The sequence below is a fragment of the Kaistia soli DSM 19436 genome (genome assembly GCF_900129325.1).
Taxonomy (GTDB): domain Bacteria; phylum Pseudomonadota; class Alphaproteobacteria; order Rhizobiales; family Kaistiaceae; genus Kaistia; species Kaistia soli.
Window position 1 is genome coordinate 291126 of the sequence record NZ_FQUP01000002.1, and the last position, 17879, is coordinate 309004.

Sequence of the window (17879 nt, forward strand, 5' to 3'; positions counted from 1 at the left end):
GTACGGCAACCGATCGGCGCGGCTTAAAAATGAGAAGGGGAGGATTGGGTTGAGCGGTTTCATTTTGGCGATCGATCAGGGCACGACCTCGACACGGGCCATCGTCTTCAACGGCGGCGGCCGTATCCTCGGGGTTGGACAGCAGGAATTCCGGCAGCATTTCCCGCGCTCCGGCTGGGTCGAACATGACGGCGAAGAGATCTGGGATTCAGTCGTTGCGACGATCCGCTTCGCGCTCTCGAACGCCAAGGTAGCGGCATCCGACATCGCCGGCATCGGCATCACCAACCAGCGCGAGACGACGCTGATCTGGGATCGGTCGAGCGGCCTGCCGATCCATCATGCCATCGTCTGGCAAGATCGCCGCACAGCCGACTTCTGCGACACCCTCAAGGCCGAGGGTGCCGAGCCGATGGTTACGGCGAAGACCGGCCTGCTGCTCGACCCCTATTTCTCCGGCACCAAGATCGCCTGGCTCCTCGACAATGTCGAAGGCGCCCGCGCCAAGGCCGAGCGCGGTGAACTCGCCTTCGGCACGGTCGACAGCTTCCTGCTGTGGCGCCTGACCGGAGGCAAGGTGCACGCGACGGATGCGACCAATGCGGCGCGGACATTGCTTTACGATATCGGCGCCGGGGCATGGGACGACGAATTGCTTGCGCTTTTCCGCGTACCACGGGCGCTGCTGCCGGAGGTCAGGGACTGCGCCGCGGATTTCGGCGTCACCGATCCGCGGTTGTTCGGGGCGGCGATCTCCATCGGCGGCATTGCCGGCGACCAGCACGCGGCGACGTTGGGTCAGGCCTGCTTTCGGCCTGGGATGATGAAGGCGACCTATGGCACGGGCTGTTTCGCTCTGCTCAACACGGGCTCGGAACGCGTTCCCTCGACCAACCGACTGCTCACCACCATCGCCTATCGCCTCGACGGCCGCACCACATACGCGCTGGAAGGCTCGATCTTTGTCGCCGGCTCGGCCGTTCAATGGTTGCGAGACGGGCTGCATCTCATCGATCGCGCCGAGGCGTCGGGACCGATGGCCGCCGAAGCCGATCCGCATCAGGACGTCTATCTGGTGCCGGCCTTCACCGGTCTCGGCGCACCGTGGTGGGACGCACGGGCACGCGGCGCGATGTTCGGCCTGACCCGAGGCACCGGCCCGCGCGAGATCGTCCGCGCCGCCCTTGAATCAGTCTGTTTCCAGACGCGTGACCTGCTCGATGCGATGAAACGCGATTGGCAGGGTGGCGATGAAACCGTGCTGCGGGTCGATGGCGGCATGGTGGCCAGTGACTGGACGATGCAGCGTCTGGCCGACATCCTGGAAGCGCCTGTCGACCGGCCCGTGGTGCTCGAGACCACCGCGCTCGGCGCCGCCTGGCTGGCCGGACGCCAGAGCGGCACCTGGCCGGATGAAGCGGGCTTCGCAGAGAGCTGGCGGTGCGAACAGCGCTTCGAGCCCGCCATGGACGCGGCTGAGAGGGACGCACGGATCGCCGGATGGCACGACGCCGTCCGCCGTACGCTGACGCAATGAGTCTTGACGTTGGCGTTTCGTAAAGGGTTGCACGGCTACCAATAGACTCCATAAGTTTGTTGGAGTATCGGCGGCCATGCAGCGCGAACGCGACTTTGGACCGGACGTCTTCACCATGCGTCGACCGGCGATCGTCGATCGCGCCGCGGCCTTGTTCCGCCCGCGAGGCCGTATCCGGCCGCCCGCACTTTTGCCGCTGACCGAAGCTGAACGCAGCCATTACGTCGCCGCCGACTTCGCCTATGACCATGCGGGCGTAGAGTATTTTCGCGGCCTGAGCCGGCTGGAATCGCTCGACTACATCGATCTGCAGCGCGTCGGCCTCGACAATGACGACGAGGCCTTCCTTCGGCTCATCCAGCTCGGTGATCGTCACGCTTCCGCCATGCGGGTAGCCGACGATCGCTGAAAGGCCCGTCGGCGGGGGCGCCGACGCGCTTAACGATGTTCGGGAGGAACAATTGTCGCGCTATCGCTATGCTCTGGCTCTCGCGCTCGCCGCGACGGCCCTTTCGCCGCTGCCGTCACTGTCCCTCATCGCGCCTGCCTTTGCGCAGGATGCAACACAGCCGGCCGCTGGCCATCAGCAAGCTCCATCCTGGCCGAAGACCTATCCCGTCGCCAGCGAGACGCTGCAGATCTATCAGCCGCTCATCGAAAACTGGAACGGTGATCAGGTTTCGGGCCGCGCGGCGATCGCACTTGGCCCCAAGGATGGCACGCCGGTTTACGGCACGGCGCGTTTCTCGGCACGCGTTGCCGTCGACAAGCCCTCGCGCCAGGCTCATCTCGGCCCGATCTCCATTGACAGCGTCGATGTGCCAACCGACCGGTCGCAGGAGAGCCGGCTCAAGACAGCGCTGCAATCGCGCATCCCCGTCGGCGGCATGACCGTCGCGCTAGATCAGCTGCAGACGAGCTATGCCGCGGCCCGCGAACTCTCCGCCGAGCTCAGCGAACCGGTCCAGAATGATCCGCCGAAGATTGTCTTCACGGCCACGCCAACGCTGCTGGTGCTCGTCTCGGGCGATCCGGTGCTGAAGCCAGTGGACGACAGTTCGTCGTTCCGCCGCGTGATCAATTCGCACACCCTGATCCTCGTCGACAGCGCCAATCACTATCACGTCGAGGCGGCCGGTTACTGGTACCAGTCCGACAGTCTGGACGGCACCTTCGTCGAGACGTCCGACGTCCCGACTGCGCTGGTCGATGCCGCCAAGCTCGCGAGCAAGGTCTCCGAACCCGACGCCATGCTGCCCGAGGACGGCAAGCGGCCGGCCAAGGCGCCGGCGCTGCTGATCTCGACGGTTCCGACGGAACTGATCCAGACGACCGGCACCGCCGAGATGCAGCCCGTCGCCGGCACATCGCTGCTCACCATGTCGAATGCCGACCACGCCGTGTTCATGGAGCCGGCGACCAATAGCTATTTCGTCCTCATCTCGGGCCGCTGGTTCAAGGCGGCCGACCTCGCCGGCCCCTGGTCCTATGTGCCCGGAACTGGCCTGCCGGCCGACTTCGCCAAAATCTCGCCGAATGACCCGAAGGCCGGCGTGCTCGTCTCGGTCCCCGGAACCCCACAGGCCAAGGAAGCGACGATCGCCGCGACCATCCCGCAGACCGCAACGGTGAGCCGCCAGACGGCGCTGACGGTTGCCTATGACGGCGAGCCGCGGCTGGAGCCCATCACGGGCACTCAGCTTTCCTATGTGGTGAACACGGAAACCCCGGTGATCGCGATCGATGCCGATCGCTACTACGCCGTCTCGAACGGCGTGTGGTTTGTGGCCGCCAATCCGCGCGGCCCTTGGGCCGTCGCCGATGTGGTGCCGGACGCGATCTACACGATCCCGGTGTCATCACCGCTGCACTACGTCACCTACGTGCATGTCTACGCGTCGACCGCCGATCTCGTGACGGTCGGCTATACGCCCGGCTATTTCGGCGTCGCGATCAATGACGGCCTCGTCGTCTATGGCACCGGCTACAACTGCGCCGGCTATATCGGCACGGTCTGGTATGGCTGCCCAGCCACCTATGGTTATGGCGCAAGCTTCGCGCTCGATACCGCCGCGGGCTTCGCTTTCGGCTTTGCGGCCGGCGAGGCCTGGGGCGCGGCATCCCCCTGGTGGGGACCCTATTGGGGCGGCGGCCCGTGGGGCGGTGAGTGGGACCACGTCAATATCAACCAGACCAACATCTATGGCCGCTGGGGCGGCGCGGCGACCTTCAATCACGCCTGGGGCTATAACCCGGCCACCGGCAATGAATGGGCTGCGCGCTCGTCCTACGGCCATACGGCAGGCGGAACGGATTTCGCGGCCCGCTCAGGCGCTGCATTCAACCCATGGACCGGCAATGGCGCTGCTGGCCGCCAGTCGGCGAGCTACAATGCGAATACCGGTATCGGCCATGCCAGCGAAACCGGCATCACCGACGATGACGGCCATATCAGCGCCGACAGCCGCGGCGTCGCTGGCAATGCCAAGACGGGCAACGGCGTCGCCTGGAACAATGGCAATCTCTACACCGACCATGACGGCAACGTGCACCAGTACAGCGATGACGGCGGCTGGCAGCAGCACACCGCCAATGGCTGGCAGCCGGACCACGACCAGAGCACGCTGAACGACCTCAACAACCAGAGCGACTTCCGCGCATTCGGCGATACGCGCGTCAACGAATTCGCCGCGAATGGTGGCTTCGACGGCGGTGACCGGTTCGGGGGCGGGGACTTCGGCGGGGGCGACCGCTTCGGCGGGGGCGATTTTGGCGGTGATCGGTTCGGCGGAGGATTTGGCGGCGGGTTCGGCGGGGGTGGCCGGTTTGGGGGCGGCGGCCGCCGCTGACATCACGCGATGAGCGACCTGAATGGGCCGGGCCATCGCCTGGCCCATTTCACTTTGGGAATCTTATTGGCGGCGCGCCGAGACCGGACCGGCTTGACCGATCAGCTCGCGCGGGCTGGCGGGTAGGTGATGGCGTCGAGACGCGTCTTGACGCGGCCGACCTCCGAGACGGTGCCAGCCAGCTTATCGACCAGCTTGGTGTGCAGCCGCGCCGCGACATCGGGATATTCATTCAGCATTCGGCGCATCAGAACGCGGTCGATCTCGACGAGATCGCAATCGGTGGCGGCCCTTGCGGTGGCAGGACGCCGTGTCTCGACGAACAGCGCCGTCTCGCCCAGCAGGGCCCCTGGACCGTAGCGACCGAGCGGCAAAGGCTCGGGCCGATCCATGTCGACGAACTCGACCTCGCCATGCATGACGACAAAGCCCGACATGGCCGAAGCATCCTTGCGGAACAGCACGCGCCCTTGTGGAAGCTCGAGCCGGATGGCGCTGAAGGCGAGCAGGCGCAGATGATCGCTCGACAGATCCGAGAAGAGCGGAACGCGAATCAGCAGCGATATGTCTTCCGCGAGCGTCATCGCCCCCACACCAACATCATGGCACCAGCTTGTAGCCGCCGGCTTCCGTAATCAGCAGTTCCGCGACCGACGGCTCGCGTTCGATCTTCTGACGAAGACGATAGATATGCGTCTCCAGCGTATGCGTGGTGACGCCCGAATTATAGCCCCAGACTTCGTGCAGCAGAATATCGCGCCCGACGACCTTTTCGCCGGCCCGATAAAGGAATTTGAGGATCGAGGTTTCCTTCTCGGTGAGACGGATCTTCTGGCCGCGCTCGTCGAGCAGCAGCTTGGCGCTCGGCCGGAAGGTGTAGCGGCCGATGGTGAAGGTCGCGTCCTCGCTCTGCTCGAACTGGCGGAGCTGCGCCCGCAGGCGCGCCAGCAATACGGCGAAGCGGAAGGGCTTCGTCACGTAATCATTGGCGCCTGATTCGAGGCCGAGAATCGTGTCCGATTCGGAGTCATGCCCGGTCAGCATGATGATCGGTGCTTTGAAGCCGCCCTTGCGGAGCATCTTCACCGCTTCGCGGCCGTCCATATCGGGCAGGCCGACATCCATGATCATGAGGTCGACGGGCTCGCCGCGGGCGCGCTGGATGCCTTTCCCGGCGGTTGGCTCCTCGAGCAGTTCGAACTCCTCGTAGAGCGACAATTGTTCGACGAGGCTCTCGCGAAGCAGATCATCGTCGTCAACAACGAGGATTCGTCGTACAGCCATCTCATGCAGCCTTTTCGGTTTGCAGGTTCCCCCACCCGCGGTTCTGACCTTGAAATCATGTGGCAAAATCGGAACGGACAGAGTTTGACCGCAACCGTCACGCCGCGCAAGCAAGGCGCGCCAGGTCCGGGCCGGGGTGCCCTGGGGAAACGAAGCACCCGTCTCGAACTGAATAGGCGCCCCGGGACCACGTCGCAAGGCATCCTGATCATGAGCGGGCGCACCATCCCCTGCGCCATCGGGCGTTCGGGGATCAGCCTACGGAAGCGCGAAGGCGACGGAGCGACGCCCGTGGCGCGAATGGCGTTCGTTGCCGTCCTCTGGCGGGCAGATCGTGTCGCCCCGCCGGCGACGCTGCTGCCCCGCCGCGCCATTCGCCCGGAAGACGGATGGTGCGATGCCGCCTTCGATCCCAACTATAACCGGCTCATCCGCCGGCCCTATCGGAAAAGCCATGAAGCGATGAGCCGGGACGATGCGCTTTATGACATCGTGGTCGTACTCGACTGGAACTGTACCCGCCGCCTCCAGGGTCGTGGCAGTGCGATTTTCCTGCATCTCGCCCGACCCGGCTACAAACCGACAGAAGGTTGCGTTGCGGTCAGCATCGCCGACATGCGCTGGCTCCTGGCCCAGGCCGGACGACGCGCTCATCTCCAAGTGCGAACTTAAGGCGCGCCAAGGACCCGTTGTTTCCATTCATCGAAGCGCTAGGCTGCAAACCCCGTCAATTCCGCGCATCTTCGCGCGCGAGAGCAGCAGAGCCGATCGATGAGCCTCAAAGTCTATCTCGCCGGGCCCGAGGTGTTCCTGGCCAATGCCCGCGAACAACTCGACCGCAAGATCGCGCTGACCCGCGCCGCTGGCCTGGTGCCACTCTCGCCGGGTGATCTCGCGATCCCGCCGCAGCCGACCAAACGCCAGCTCGGCCATGCCATCAGCGACATCGACGAGCGGCTGATGAACGACGCCGACGCCATCATCGCCAATCTGACGCCCTATCACGGCCTTAGCGCCGATACAGGCACCTGCTTCGAGCTCGGTTATATGTGCGCCCGCGGCAAGATCGCTTACGGCTATACCAATGTCCTGGCCGACCTCCGCACGCGGGCGATCAGCTACTATGACGGCCAGATCCATGTCGACGCAGCCGGACGCCTGCGCGGCGCCGATGGCCTGATGATCGAGGATGTCGACATGGCCGACAATCTTATGATGCAGGGCGGCATCGAACGGCGCGGCGGCCAGGTTATCGTCCATGACGCCGTGCCCGAGGCGCTCTACACGGACACGACGGCCTTCGAGATCTGCCTGCGTCTGCTTTCAGATCGCGCGGCCGCCAAGACGTGATCGCAGAGGGCTTCAGCTGCGCCCGCCGAAGATTGCCGAGCCGACGCGCACATGCGTTGCGCCGAAGGCGATAGCTGTCTCGAAATCGCCACTCATCCCCATCGAAAGCCCATCGACGCCAGCCTCGCGGGCCAGCTTGGCGAGGAGCGCGAAATGCGGCCCCGGCGCCTCATCGGCCGGGGGAATGCACATCAGCCCGGCGACTGCGAGGCCATGCTCGCTGCGACAGCGCTTGACGAAAGCAACCGCTTCGCGCGGTGGGATGCCGGCCTTCTGCGGCTCAAGCCCGGTATTGACCTGGACGAAGAGACGGGGCGCGCGGCCTTGCCGCATCATTTCAGCGGCAAGCGCGGCCGCGATCTTCTCGCGGTCGACCGTGTGGATCACGTCGAAGAGCGCCACTGCCTCGCGCGCCTTGTTGGACTGCAAAGGCCCGATCAGATGCAGCTCGATATCCAGCGTCTCGGCGACGAGCGGGGGCCATTTGCCTTCCGCTTCCTGCACCCTGTTCTCGCCGAACAGCCGCTGGCCGCCCGCGAGCGCCGGCAGCATGTCGGCGGCCGGAAAGGTCTTCGAGACTGCAATAAGCTGGACCGAACCCGTTGCGCGCCCCGCCTCATTCTCAGCAGACGCGATGCGAGCGCGGATTGCGGCAAGGTTCTGTTCGACGGTCGCGTTCATCGGGCCCCCAGGTTTGAAGCAGCGCCTAGCATGTCACAGCCAATGGCTCAACGCCGGACGGCCTTTAGCGGTTGACCGCCATGCGCCTTTCTGGTGAAGGTCGCAGCCTGCCCTTCGGCGCCCTATTTTGGCGCTTTTTCTCGCATCACATCAAAAGACGACCATGGCGACAGAACGTTACAACCCGCGCGAGGCCGAACCCCGCTGGCAGCGTGTTTGGGCCGAGCGCGGCATCTTCGAAGCGAAGAATGGCGACCCGCGCCCGAAATACTATGTGCTTGAGATGTTCCCCTATCCGTCGGGCCGCATCCATATCGGCCATGGCCGCAATTATGTGATGGGCGACGTCGTCGCGCGCTTCAAGCGGATGAAGGGCTTCAACGTCCTGCATCCGATGGGCTGGGACGCCTTCGGCCTGCCGGCCGAGAACGCCGCCATTGAGCGCAACAGCCATCCGAAGCTGTGGACCTACGAAAATATCGAGACGATGAAGGCGCAGCTCAAGCTGCTCGGCCTCTCGCTCGACTGGAGCCGTGAGATCGCGACCTGCGATCCCTCCTATTATTCCGAGCAGCAGCGCATCTTCGTTGATCTGCATGAGCGCGGCCTTGCCTATCGCAAGGAGAGCGAAGTCAACTGGGATCCGGTCGACAACACCGTCCTTGCCAACGAGCAGGTCATCGACGGCCGCGGCTGGCGTTCCGGCGCATTGGTCGAGCGGCGCAAGCTCTCGCAATGGTTCTTCCGCATCACCGAATTCGCCGACGAGTTGCTCGCCGCGCTCGACGAGCTGGAGCGCTGGCCGGACAAGGTCCGCCTGATGCAGCGCAATTGGATCGGCCGTTCGGAGGGTCTGAGCCTTCGTTTCGCGCTCGATCCCGCGACCGCGCCGGCCGGCTCCGACGAAATCGAAGTCTATACCACGCGGCCCGACACGCTGTTCGGCGCCTCGTTCATCGCCATTGCTGCCAATCATCCGCTGGCCGAAAAGCTCGGCGCGGATCATGCGGCGCTCGCTTCCTTCATCCAGGAATGCCGCCGTGGCGGAACCTCGGCCGAGGCGATCGAGACGCAGGAGAAGCTCGGCTTCGATACCGGCCTCCGCGCCGAGCACCCCCTGGTGCCCGGCTGGACGCTGCCGGTCTATGTCGCCAACTTCATTCTGATGGACTACGGCACCGGCGCGATTTTCGGCTGCCCGGCGCATGATCAGCGCGACCTCGATTTTGCGCGGAAATATGGCCTGCCGGTGAAGGCTGTCGTCCTGCCGGAAGGCGAGGACCCCGACAGCTTTGCCGTCGCCGACATCGCCTATGACGGCGATGGCCATCTGTTCCATTCCGAGTTCCTCGACGGACTCTCCATTCCCGCCGCCAAGGAGGCGGTGACGCGCCGTCTTGAGGAGCAGACGCTCGGCAACCGCCAGCAAGGCAAGCGACAGGTCAATTTCCGCCTGCGCGACTGGGGCATCTCGCGCCAGCGCTATTGGGGCTGCCCGATCCCGATCATCCATTGCCCGTCCTGCGGCCCGGTTGCGGTGCCGAAGGCAGACCTGCCGGTCCTCCTGCCTGATGACGTCACCTTCGACAAGCCAGGCAACCCGCTTGATCGTCACCCGACCTGGAAACATGTGGCGTGTCCGCAGTGCGGCGGCGCGGCGACGCGCGAAACCGACACGATGGACACCTTCGTCGACTCGTCCTGGTATTTCGCCCGCTTCACCTCCGCGCCGGGCGAAGAGCCACTGACGCGCGAGGCGGCCGATTACTGGCTGCCCGTTGACCAGTATATTGGCGGCATCGAGCACGCGATCCTGCACCTGCTCTACGCGCGTTTCTTCACGCGAGCGCTGCGCAGCGCTGGCCGCATCGGCATCGCCGAGCCCTTCGCCGGCCTGTTCACCCAGGGCATGATCGTCCACGAGACCTACAAGGATACGGCCGGCAAATGGCTGTTCCCCGAAGAGGTCGAGCGTCTGGCGGATGGTTCCGCGGTGCGCGTCGGAACCGGCGAGCCGGTTACGGTCGGTCCGCCGGAAAAGATGTCGAAATCGAAGCGCAATGTCGTCCCGCCGGAAGTCGTGGCCGACACATATGGCGTCGATTGCGCGCGTTGGTTCATGCTTTCCGACACGCCGCCGGAGCGCGACAGCGAATGGACCGCTGCAGGCATCGAAGGTGCCTGGCGCTTCACGCAGCGCATCTGGCGCCTCATCAATGAAGCGACGGAACTCGCTGGCAAGGCACCAGGTCGCCCCGATGTTTTCGGCCCCGAATCGATCGCACTGCGCCGTGCATCACATCGTCTCATCGCCTCCGTCGAAGAGGATTTCGACCGTCTTCGCTTCAACGTGGCGGTGGCGCGCGTTCATGCCTTCGCCAACGTGTTTGGCGAGGCTATCGCTGCTGCCCGCGCATTGCCAGAAGTCCCGGCGGACCTGGCGTTCGCGCTTGATGAGGCTGCGTCCTACCTCATCGGATCGATCGGTCCGATGATTCCGCATCTTGCCGAGGAATCCTGGACGGTGCTCGGGCGCGATGGCATCGCAGCCGAGGCGCCATGGCCCGTTGTTGACCGCGCCTTGCTTGTCGAGGACGAGATGACCTTGCCGATCCAGATCAACGGCAAGAAGCGGGCGGAACTCACCATCTCGGCAACTGCCAGCCAAGCTGATATCGAAAAGGCGGTGCTGGAGCTAGAGGGCGTCACGCGCGCGCTCGAGGGCCGCGCACCAAAGAAGATCGTCGTTGTGCCGAAGAGGATCGTCAATGTCGTGGTCTGACCGGAAGGGCGCCTCGCGCCGGGCCTTTGGCTTCGCAGGCGTCGCCCTCATCGGAGCGCTCGCCGCCGGCTGCGTCGTCCGCCCCGTCTATATGGCAACGGCCGAAGGAGGGGCGCCGGCCGCCGATCTTTCGGCCATCTCCGTCGGCCAGGTCGGCGACCGCGTTGCGCAGGAAGTGCGCAACAACCTCATTTTCGCGTTCACAGGCGGCAAGCCGGCACCGGCGCCGCGATATGATCTCTCGATCGCCGTCAGCAATTCCGAAGCCCGCCTCGGCTTCGAGAAGGACGAGACGGCGCCGGCCTATCAGGTGACGGTGGCTGTGCGCTTCGAACTCAAGGACATCGCGAGCGGCCGGTCGATCATTCGCTCTACGTCGAGCGGCGTTGCGTCCTACGATCGCTCGAACCAGAACTTCGCGAATGTGCGCGCGCGCATCGACGCAGAAAATCGCGCGGCGCAGGCCGTGGCGGACCAGATGCAACTGCGGCTCGCAATTGCGCTCGCCAAGGAAGCGAGAATCACTGTGGCCGCGCCTCCGGTCGCGCCGAAAGTCGATGCACCGGCGATCATTGGATCCGGCACCTGACGCCTGACGCGCCGCGGGTTGAGCAGGGATACGGGGCCGGGCGCCGTATCCGCGCGGCGCCCGGCACCCCACGAAGGCGAACTCGCCTGCATGAAGGTTACGGCTATGGTTCAGATCAAGCCGCAGGATGCCGAGCGCTTCCTGAAGAAGCCTAATCCAGATGTCCGCGTCGTCCTCATCTATGGCACCGATGTCGGGCTCGTCTCGGAGCGGGCGGCGGCCTTCGCCTCCACCATTGTCGGCGCCAGCGATGATCCCTTCGCGCTCATTCGGCTGGACTCGTCGGAAATTGCTGCCGATCCCGGCCGGCTCGCCGACGAGGCGGGGACGATCGGCCTTTTCGGCGGCGATCGCGCTATCCGTGTTCGTGTCGCCGGCAACCGCCCCATACAGACGGCAGTCGAAGCCGTGCTCGCCAATCCGCCGCGCGACGCCTGGGTCATCCTGGAGGCGGGGGATATCAAAAAGGGCACGGGGCTTCGCAAGCTCTGCGAGGGCGCGCGCGGCGCGGCTGCAATTGCCTGCTATGCCGACGGCGTCGCAATGCTGGACGGCCTGATCGACGCTGAAATGGCCGCCGCTGGACTGTCCATCGACGACGACGCACGCGAACTGCTGCGAAGCCTGCTGGGCGCCGACCGCCTCGCCAGCCGCTCGGAAGTTCAGAAGCTGTCGCTCTACGCAACCGGGCTCGGTCGCGTTGACATCGAGGCCGTCAAGGCGATCGTCGGTGATGCCTCGGCGACGGCGGTCGACGAAGCCGTCGACGCGATGGCGGGCGGCGATGTCGCCGTGCTGGACCGCAGCCTGCGCAGGCTCGTCTCGTCCGGAACGCCGTCCTTCGTTGTCGCGGCAGCGGGGCTCCGCCAGCTTCAGCTACTGCATCGTATCTGCGCGGCCGTGGAAGAGGGGGCACCGGCCGAAAGCGCGATCGAGAGCGCAGCCGGCTATATCTTCCCGCAACGGAAGGCGAAGCTCGGCCAGCAAGTCCGCCTCTGGACCTCTGATCGCCTGTTCATGGTCGCCGAACGCGTAGAGCGGGCCATCTTCGAGAGCCGCATCAAACCGGCCCTCGGCGAGGCCATTGTCGAGAAGGCGCTGACCGGCGTCGCGCTCTCCGCCCGCGCCCGTCGGCGCTGAGCTATTCGCGCTTCAGGAGACGACAGAGCTCGTCGAGCTGCTCCAGGCTCGTATAGCGAATGCTGAGCTGGCCCGCGCCGTTGCCTTTGTGATCGATATTGACGGCAAGGCCGAGACTGTCGCCGAGCAGCTTTTCCAGCGCCCGCGTATCGGCGTCCTTATCACGGCGGACACGTGGCTGGCCGGCCCTGTCGGACGACTTTGTCAGGGCCTCGGCCTCACGCACCGTCAGCCCGCCCTCGACGATCCGCGCCGCCACGGCGGCAGGATCATCAACGGTCACGAGCGCGCGCGCATGGCCGGCCGTCAGTTTCCCCTCGCGGACATAAGCCTGCACGGGCTCAGGCAGCTTCAGCAGCCGCAACGTGTTGGCGACATGCGGACGGCTCTTGCCAATGACATCGGCCAGCGCGGTCTGGCTATAGGAGAACTCGTCGATCAGTTGCTGGTAGCCAAGCGCTTCCTCTAGCGCATTCAAGTCGGCGCGCTGGACATTCTCGATGATCGCGAGCTCCAGGGCCTCCTGATCAGAGACATTGTTGATGAGCACCGGCACGTCATGCAGACCAGCCCGCTGTGCCGCGCGCCACCGCCGCTCGCCGGCGATGATCTCATAGGCCTCGCCCGCCCCAACGATTGAACGCACCAGAATCGGCTGAACAATGCCCTTTTCGCGGATTGACGCGGTCAGGTCGGCCAGGTCGGCCTCCTCGAAGGCCTTGCGCGGATTACGCGGATTAGGCCTCAAAAAAGCGACGGGCACACGGCGGGACAGCCGCGAGCGTTCATTGACGACCGATTCCGTATCGACGTCACCGATGAGGGCCGCCAATCCCCGGCCGAGACGCCGGCGCGATCCGTCTTCCATTGGCTCTTCTCCTCAGTTCGAACGATGCGTGTCAGGCGGCGCGCAGCCGTTTTTCGCGCTGGATGATTTCCGACGCGAGGCGGAGATAGGCCTGACTGCCCATGCTCTTGAAATCATACAGCAGCACCGGCTTGCCATGCGACGGTGCCTCGGAGATGCGAACATTGCGCGGGATCACGGTGTCATACACCGCATCGCCCATATGCGCTCGGACATCGGCCACGACCTGGCCCGCCAGATTGTTGCGGCTATCGAACATGGTCAGCACGATACCATGCACGGAAAGCTCCGGATTGAGCGCATGCTTGACCTGCTCGACCGTCTGTAGAAGCTGACTAAGCCCTTCCAGCGCGAAGAACTCGCATTGCAGGGGCACCAGAATCGAATGTGACGCCGACAGCGCATTGATGGTCAGCAGATTGAGCGACGGCGGACAATCAACGAGCACGTAGGAGTAGTTTCGGCCACGAATCGAATCCGGCCGCTGCACATGGCTGGCAATTGCCCGCCTGAGCCGGAAGGCGCGATCCGAGCGGCCGGCGATCTCAAGCTCGACACCAAGGAGATCCATGGTCGACGGCGCAACCGACAGCCGGGGGACGGCCGTCTCCATGGCCACCTCGGACAGGATCGACTCGCCGACCATCAGGTCATAGGTCGAGCGCAGCCTCTGCTTGCGATCGATCCCGAGACCTGTCGAGGCATTGCCCTGTGGATCGAGATCGACGATCAGCACCTCTTCGCCGATCGCCGCCAATGCCGTTCCGAGATTGATCGCAGTCGTGGTCTTGCCGACGCCACCCTTCTGGTTGGCCAGCGAAATGACGCGGGGCGCCGACGCCAACAAGGACGGCGGAGAGAAGGAATGAGGCTCGGTCATCGGGCCCTCTCGATGGCTGCGATCAGGCCGAGCGGCGCTCGGCTTGCCTGATTTCGACAATCGAACTCTTCGCGTCGATCAAGCTCTTGTGTCTTACCAGATTCAACGCCCAAGATTGAGAGGCTTCCTTCAACTCGACGTCGAAATCCTCGCCTTTGTGCAAGGCCCCTTGAACGCCCAGCTTCGTGAGCGGCTCCGTGAGGTCAAGGAGGTCAGTGAGGCTGGCAAGGGCGCGCGCGCTGATAAACTCAACGGGTTCATTCCATTGTTTCAGAACCGATTCGATCCGTCCTTCGTGAACAACCGCGGCAGCGCCCGTCTCCCGTATGGCGGTTCGGAGAAACGCGCATTTGCGCTGGTTGGCTTCGACCAAGTGGACGCGTGCGCCTGGCTGATCAGCGAGAAGAATTGCAGTGATGATGCCGGGAAGCCCAGCACCGCTTCCGATATCGACCCATCGCAGCACGTTGGGGAAGAGGGCGACGAGTTGCGCCGAGTCGGCGATATGTCTCTGCCACACTTCGCCAAGCGTATGCGGCGATACGAGGTTCTGGGCCGGCTGCCATTTACGGAGCAGCGCGACATAGCGTTCCAGTCGCTCCGCTGTTTCACGTGAAACAGGGAGGACTCGTTTAACGGCGGCGATGCTGTCGCTCATGCGGCTTCTCGTTCGGCGCGGCGGATGGCCGTCAGCAGGATCGCTAGAGCTGCTGGCGTCATGCCTTCGATCCTGCCGGCCTGCCCGAGGGTGGTCGGACGGACCTGCCCAAGACGCTGCTTCAGTTCGTTCGAGAGCCCCGTAAGGGAAGAGAAGTCCAGCTGCGGATCAATCGCCACGGATTCATCCCGTGCCACGGCCGCGACATCCGCCTTCTGGCGGTCGAGGTAAACGGCATATTTCGCCTCCGATTCGATCTGGCTGAGAACCGCGGAGGAAAAGCGGCTGAGTTCCGGCCAGAGGCCAACAAGCCGCTCGGCATCGATATCCGGATAGGCGAGCAGTTCAAACGCGCTGCGTCGAACACCGTCCGCATTGATAGACAGGCCGCGCCGATTGGCCTCTGTCGGCGTCAGCCTGATCGCCTGGAATGCATGACGCGCCGCATTGATCGCGTCCTGCTTCCGGCCGAAGGCGTTGCTGCGCTCCGATCCGACGATACCCAATGCCTGCCCGAGAGGGGTCAGACGCTGGTCGGCGTTGTCGGCGCGCAATGACAAGCGATACTCCGCGCGAGACGTAAACATGCGATAGGGCTCTGTCACCCCGCGCGTGACCAGGTCATCGATCATGACACCAATATAGGATTCAGCGCGGCTGAAGATCATCCCATCCTGAACGCCGGCGCGGCGCGCGGCATTGACGCCCGCGACTAGCCCCTGGGCCGCCGCCTCCTCATAGCCCGTTGTTCCATTGATCTGACCGGCAAGGAACAAACCGGGGCAACGCTTGGCTTCCAGGGTCTGACGAAGCTCCCGGGGATCGACATGGTCATATTCTATCGCGTAGCCCGGCCGCATGATCGTCGCCCGCCCAAGGCCAGGGATCGAGGCAATGATGGCCGCCTGCACGTCCTCCGGCAGCGAGGTCGAAATGCCGTTCGGATAGACAGTCGGATCATCAAGACCTTCGGGCTCCAGGAAGATCTGATGGCCATCGCGATCGCCAAAGCGCACCACTTTATCTTCGATGCTCGGGCAGTAGCGCGGACCGCGGCTTTCGATCTGGCCGGAATACATCGGCGACCGATCCAGATTGGCCCGGATCACGTCATGGGTCACCTGAGTCGTGCGGGTAATGAAGCAGTCCACCTGCGGATTGGTAATGGCCGAGGTCAGAGTCGAGAACGGCTCCGGCTCATCGTCTCCCGGCTGACGCTCCAGCCCGGACCAGTCGATGGTTCGGCCGTCGAGCCGTGGCGGTGTTCCCGTCTTCAGCCGCGCAAGCTGAAATCCAAGTCGCGCGAAAGCAGAAGACAGCCCGAGAGCCGGCTTTTCGCCGACCCGGCCAGCCGGCGTTGTCTGCGTTCCTATATGGATCAAGCCACGCAGAAATGTCCCCGTGCAGATAATGACGGCGCCGCAGGCAATGCGGCGTCCGTCCGCCAGGACGACGCCAGCGATGGACCCCTGATCCAGGATCAAATCGTCCGCTTCGCCTTCCATCACGCTCAGACCGGCGGTCTCACGAATCGCTGACTGCATCGCCTGGCGGTACAGCTTGCGATCTGCCTGCGCCCGCGGTCCCCTGACCGCCGGACCCTTTCGACGGTTGAGCAACCTGAATTGTATGCCGGCGGCATCGGCAACGCGGCCCATCAGCCCGTCCAGCGCATCGACCTCTCGGACGAGATGTCCCTTCCCGAGCCCGCCGATGGCCGGGTTGCAGGACATGACGCCGATCGTTGCCTGCGAGTGTGTCAGAAGCACCGTCCGGGCGCCAGCACGCGCCGCCGCCGCAGCCGCTTCGGTCCCGGCATGGCCACCGCCTACAACAACTACGTCAAATCGCATTTCAGTCATCAGCTTCTCTCAATTCACCGACGCCATACCGGAAGCTGGCCGAGCCGTCAAAGCGGTGCACTGTTTCACGTGAAACAGGGCGCGTGGGCGCGCTCATTTCCCGATACAGAACTCGCCGAAAATGACGCCAAGCATCTCCTCGACATCCGTTTGCCCGGTCACGCGGGCCAGGCCATCGGCGGACTGTCGAAGCTGTTCCGCCACGAGTTCAGGCGCCATCGACGCCGATATGCCGATCAATCCGTCTCGCGCAGTCGCGACGCCGCTGCGCTGGCGCTCACGTATCAAAAGCGCCGAAGGACGTGGAACTGCAAGGCCGAGCGCTTTCCCGATCGCCTCTCGAAGTCCCGCCAACCCATCTCCGGTTCGCGCGGATACGCCGACGCCTGACGAGATGGTGCCGCCGAGATCCGTCTTGGTTCGAACAGGCAGGGCAGGTCGACCAGTCGGCGCAGACGGCATCTCATGGTCACTATCATGGAGGAGAAGCACGAGATCGGCCCGTTCGCCGCGCTGCCGTGCCCGGTTGATCCCCTCCCGCTCGACACCACTTTTCGCCTCCCGAAGGCCGGCCGTGTCAACCAATGTTACGGCATGGCCATCGATCGTCAGCTGCACCTCGATCATGTCGCGGGTCGTTCCCGCCTCCTCGGACACGATGGCGGCGTCGCGCTGCGCGAGCGCGTTGAGCAGGCTCGATTTGCCGACGTTGGGCGCGCCCAAAAGCACGACTTCAAAACCGGATCTGACGCGCTCTCCCCAATGGCTGTCCTCCAGAATCTCGCCCATTTCGTCGGCGAGCTTGGCGGCCTCGACAAGAGCGGCAGTTCGCACGGACGTTGGCACATCGTCCTCGTCGGAAAAATCGAGCTCAGCTTCGATCAGGGCCCGGGTGCGTAGCAGCCGCGTGCGCCAGGCTTCCAGGCGCCCCGACAAGCCCCCCTCCGCGACGGCCAGAGCCTGTCGCCGCTGCATCTCCGTTTCGGCTGCGATCAGATCAGCGAGGCCCTCGACTTCCGTCAGGTCCGCTTTGCCATTTTCGAAGGCCCGGCGCGTAAACTCCCCGGCCTGCGCGGCCCGAAATCCAGGTAGTGCTCCAAGGACCGACAGAATTGCCGATATGACCGCCCGGCCCCCATGGACCTGCAGCTCCGCCACATCCTCGCCGGTAAAGCTCGCAGGTGCGCTAAAGAACAGGATGATTCCCTGATCGATGACGCTACCATCCGCGGCATGCAGTCGGCGAAGCGCCGCACGCCTCGGTTCAGGGACGTGACCGATCAACGTTTCGAGTCCGAATCGAACTCGCGGTCCGCTGAGGCGGATCACCGCGACGCCGGTAGGCGCGGCGCCGCTCGAAAGGGCAAAGATCGTCTCGGCTGCCATCTGCGCTATGTTC

Annotated in this window: 16 protein-coding genes; 8 read left to right on the plus strand and 8 right to left on the minus strand. The window is 64.4% G+C overall.

Features of this window, described 5'->3' with window-relative positions:
* The first annotated feature begins 49 nt into the window (after positions 1-49).
* From glpK to BUB39_RS10825, 3 genes are all read left to right on the plus strand, one after another.
* Positions 50-1537, plus strand: a complete 1488-nt coding sequence (gene glpK / locus BUB39_RS10815) for a glycerol kinase GlpK (RefSeq protein WP_073053150.1) — start codon at positions 50-52, stop codon at positions 1535-1537.
* Positions 1538-1613: 76 nt separating this feature from the next.
* Positions 1614-1946: a hypothetical protein gene (locus tag BUB39_RS10820; RefSeq protein ID WP_073053151.1), complete on the plus strand. Its 333-nt coding sequence runs from the start codon at positions 1614-1616 to the stop codon at positions 1944-1946.
* 52 nt (positions 1947-1998) lie between these two features.
* Positions 1999-4386: a carbohydrate-binding family V/XII gene (locus tag BUB39_RS10825; protein WP_073053152.1), complete on the plus strand. Its 2388-nt coding sequence runs from the start codon at positions 1999-2001 to the stop codon at positions 4384-4386.
* A 101-nt stretch (positions 4387-4487) separates the two neighbouring features.
* Here BUB39_RS10825 and BUB39_RS10830 read toward each other — a convergent pair whose 3' ends face one another.
* Together BUB39_RS10830 and BUB39_RS10835 are read right to left on the minus strand one after the other, a co-directional pair.
* Complete coding sequence (locus tag BUB39_RS10830; protein ID WP_073053153.1) at positions 4488-4970, minus strand: cyclic nucleotide-binding domain-containing protein; 483 nt, start codon at positions 4968-4970, stop codon at positions 4488-4490.
* A 16-nt stretch (positions 4971-4986) separates the two neighbouring features.
* Entirely contained in the window at positions 4987-5670 is a 684-nt protein-coding gene (locus BUB39_RS10835) for a response regulator transcription factor (RefSeq protein ID WP_073053154.1), read from the minus strand.
* Between BUB39_RS10835 and BUB39_RS10840 the strand changes: the two genes are divergently transcribed.
* Together BUB39_RS10840 and BUB39_RS10845 are read left to right on the plus strand one after the other, a co-directional pair.
* A complete protein-coding gene (locus tag BUB39_RS10840; protein WP_244540224.1) occupies positions 5605-6342 on the plus strand; it encodes a L,D-transpeptidase family protein in 738 nt (245 codons plus the stop codon). The genes BUB39_RS10835 and BUB39_RS10840 overlap by 66 nt on opposite strands.
* Positions 6343-6441: 99 nt before the next feature.
* The gene (locus BUB39_RS10845; RefSeq protein ID WP_073053155.1) at positions 6442-7020 is read left to right on the plus strand and encodes a nucleoside 2-deoxyribosyltransferase; all 579 of its coding nucleotides are present in this window, start codon (positions 6442-6444) and stop codon (positions 7018-7020) included.
* A gap of 12 nt (positions 7021-7032) precedes the next feature.
* On the opposite strand, the gene BUB39_RS10850 is transcribed toward BUB39_RS10845, so the two are convergent.
* Complete coding sequence (locus tag BUB39_RS10850; protein ID WP_073053156.1) at positions 7033-7701, minus strand: YggS family pyridoxal phosphate-dependent enzyme; 669 nt, start codon at positions 7699-7701, stop codon at positions 7033-7035.
* 163 nt (positions 7702-7864) lie between these two features.
* Here BUB39_RS10850 and leuS point away from each other — a divergent pair, with 163 nt between their 5' ends.
* The 3 genes from leuS to holA all read left to right on the plus strand — a co-directional run bounded on the left by leuS (position 7865) and on the right by holA (position 12212).
* Positions 7865-10483 (plus strand): leucine--tRNA ligase, encoded by a 2619-nt coding sequence (gene leuS, locus BUB39_RS10855; RefSeq protein WP_073053157.1) that lies wholly within the window; start codon positions 7865-7867, stop codon positions 10481-10483.
* A complete protein-coding gene (gene lptE / locus BUB39_RS10860; RefSeq protein ID WP_073053158.1) occupies positions 10470-11072 on the plus strand; it encodes an LPS assembly lipoprotein LptE in 603 nt (200 codons plus the stop codon). The genes leuS and lptE overlap by 14 nt, the downstream gene beginning before the upstream one ends.
* 90 nt (positions 11073-11162) lie before the next feature.
* Positions 11163-12212: a DNA polymerase III subunit delta gene (gene holA, locus BUB39_RS10865; protein WP_084527237.1), complete on the plus strand. Its 1050-nt coding sequence runs from the start codon at positions 11163-11165 to the stop codon at positions 12210-12212.
* A gap of 1 nt (position 12213) precedes the next feature.
* On the opposite strand, the gene BUB39_RS10870 is transcribed toward holA, so the two are convergent.
* From BUB39_RS10870 to mnmE, 5 genes are all read right to left on the minus strand, one after another.
* Positions 12214-13080 (minus strand): ParB/RepB/Spo0J family partition protein, encoded by an 867-nt coding sequence (locus tag BUB39_RS10870; protein ID WP_073053160.1) that lies wholly within the window; start codon positions 13078-13080, stop codon positions 12214-12216.
* 31 nt (positions 13081-13111) lie between these two features.
* The gene (locus tag BUB39_RS10875) at positions 13112-13960 is read right to left on the minus strand and encodes a ParA family protein (RefSeq protein ID WP_073053161.1); all 849 of its coding nucleotides are present in this window, start codon (positions 13958-13960) and stop codon (positions 13112-13114) included.
* A gap of 22 nt (positions 13961-13982) precedes the next feature.
* A complete protein-coding gene (rsmG, locus tag BUB39_RS10880; protein ID WP_073053162.1) occupies positions 13983-14618 on the minus strand; it encodes a 16S rRNA (guanine(527)-N(7))-methyltransferase RsmG in 636 nt (211 codons plus the stop codon).
* Positions 14615-16480 (minus strand): tRNA uridine-5-carboxymethylaminomethyl(34) synthesis enzyme MnmG, encoded by a 1866-nt coding sequence (mnmG, locus tag BUB39_RS10885; RefSeq protein WP_073053163.1) that lies wholly within the window; start codon positions 16478-16480, stop codon positions 14615-14617. Before mnmG ends, rsmG begins: the two co-directional genes overlap by 4 nt.
* A 93-nt stretch (positions 16481-16573) precedes the next feature.
* Positions 16574-17866, minus strand: a complete 1293-nt coding sequence (gene mnmE / locus BUB39_RS10890; RefSeq protein ID WP_073053164.1) for a tRNA uridine-5-carboxymethylaminomethyl(34) synthesis GTPase MnmE — start codon at positions 17864-17866, stop codon at positions 16574-16576.
* Between the last annotated feature and the right edge of the window lie 13 nt (positions 17867-17879).

Bases quoted from the DNA above. Each gene is read 5' to 3' on its own strand.
- BUB39_RS10850 (WP_073053156.1), bottom strand. From the start codon at position 7,701: ATGAACGCGACCGTCGAACAGAACCTTGCCGCAATCCGCGCTCGCATC.
- BUB39_RS10845 (WP_073053155.1), top strand. From the start codon at position 6,442: ATGAGCCTCAAAGTCTATCTCGCCGGGCCCGAGGTGTTCCTGGCCAAT.
- leuS (WP_073053157.1), top strand. From the start codon at position 7,865: ATGGCGACAGAACGTTACAACCCGCGCGAGGCCGAACCCCGCTGGCAG.
- BUB39_RS10870 (WP_073053160.1), bottom strand. From the start codon at position 13,080: ATGGAAGACGGATCGCGCCGGCGTCTCGGCCGGGGATTGGCGGCCCTC.
- BUB39_RS10820 (WP_073053151.1), top strand. From the start codon at position 1,614: ATGCAGCGCGAACGCGACTTTGGACCGGACGTCTTCACCATGCGTCGA.
- BUB39_RS10875 (WP_073053161.1), bottom strand. From the start codon at position 13,960: ATGACCGAGCCTCATTCCTTCTCTCCGCCGTCCTTGTTGGCGTCGGCG.
- lptE (WP_073053158.1), top strand. From the start codon at position 10,470: ATGTCGTGGTCTGACCGGAAGGGCGCCTCGCGCCGGGCCTTTGGCTTC.
- rsmG (WP_073053162.1), bottom strand. From the start codon at position 14,618: ATGAGCGACAGCATCGCCGCCGTTAAACGAGTCCTCCCTGTTTCACGT.
- BUB39_RS10830 (WP_073053153.1), bottom strand. From the start codon at position 4,970: ATGACGCTCGCGGAAGACATATCGCTGCTGATTCGCGTTCCGCTCTTC.
- mnmE (WP_073053164.1), bottom strand. From the start codon at position 17,866: ATGGCAGCCGAGACGATCTTTGCCCTTTCGAGCGGCGCCGCGCCTACC.
- BUB39_RS10835 (WP_073053154.1), bottom strand. From the start codon at position 5,670: ATGGCTGTACGACGAATCCTCGTTGTTGACGACGATGATCTGCTTCGC.
- mnmG (WP_073053163.1), bottom strand. From the start codon at position 16,480: ATGACTGAAATGCGATTTGACGTAGTTGTTGTAGGCGGTGGCCATGCC.
- holA (WP_084527237.1), top strand. From the start codon at position 11,163: ATGAAGGTTACGGCTATGGTTCAGATCAAGCCGCAGGATGCCGAGCGC.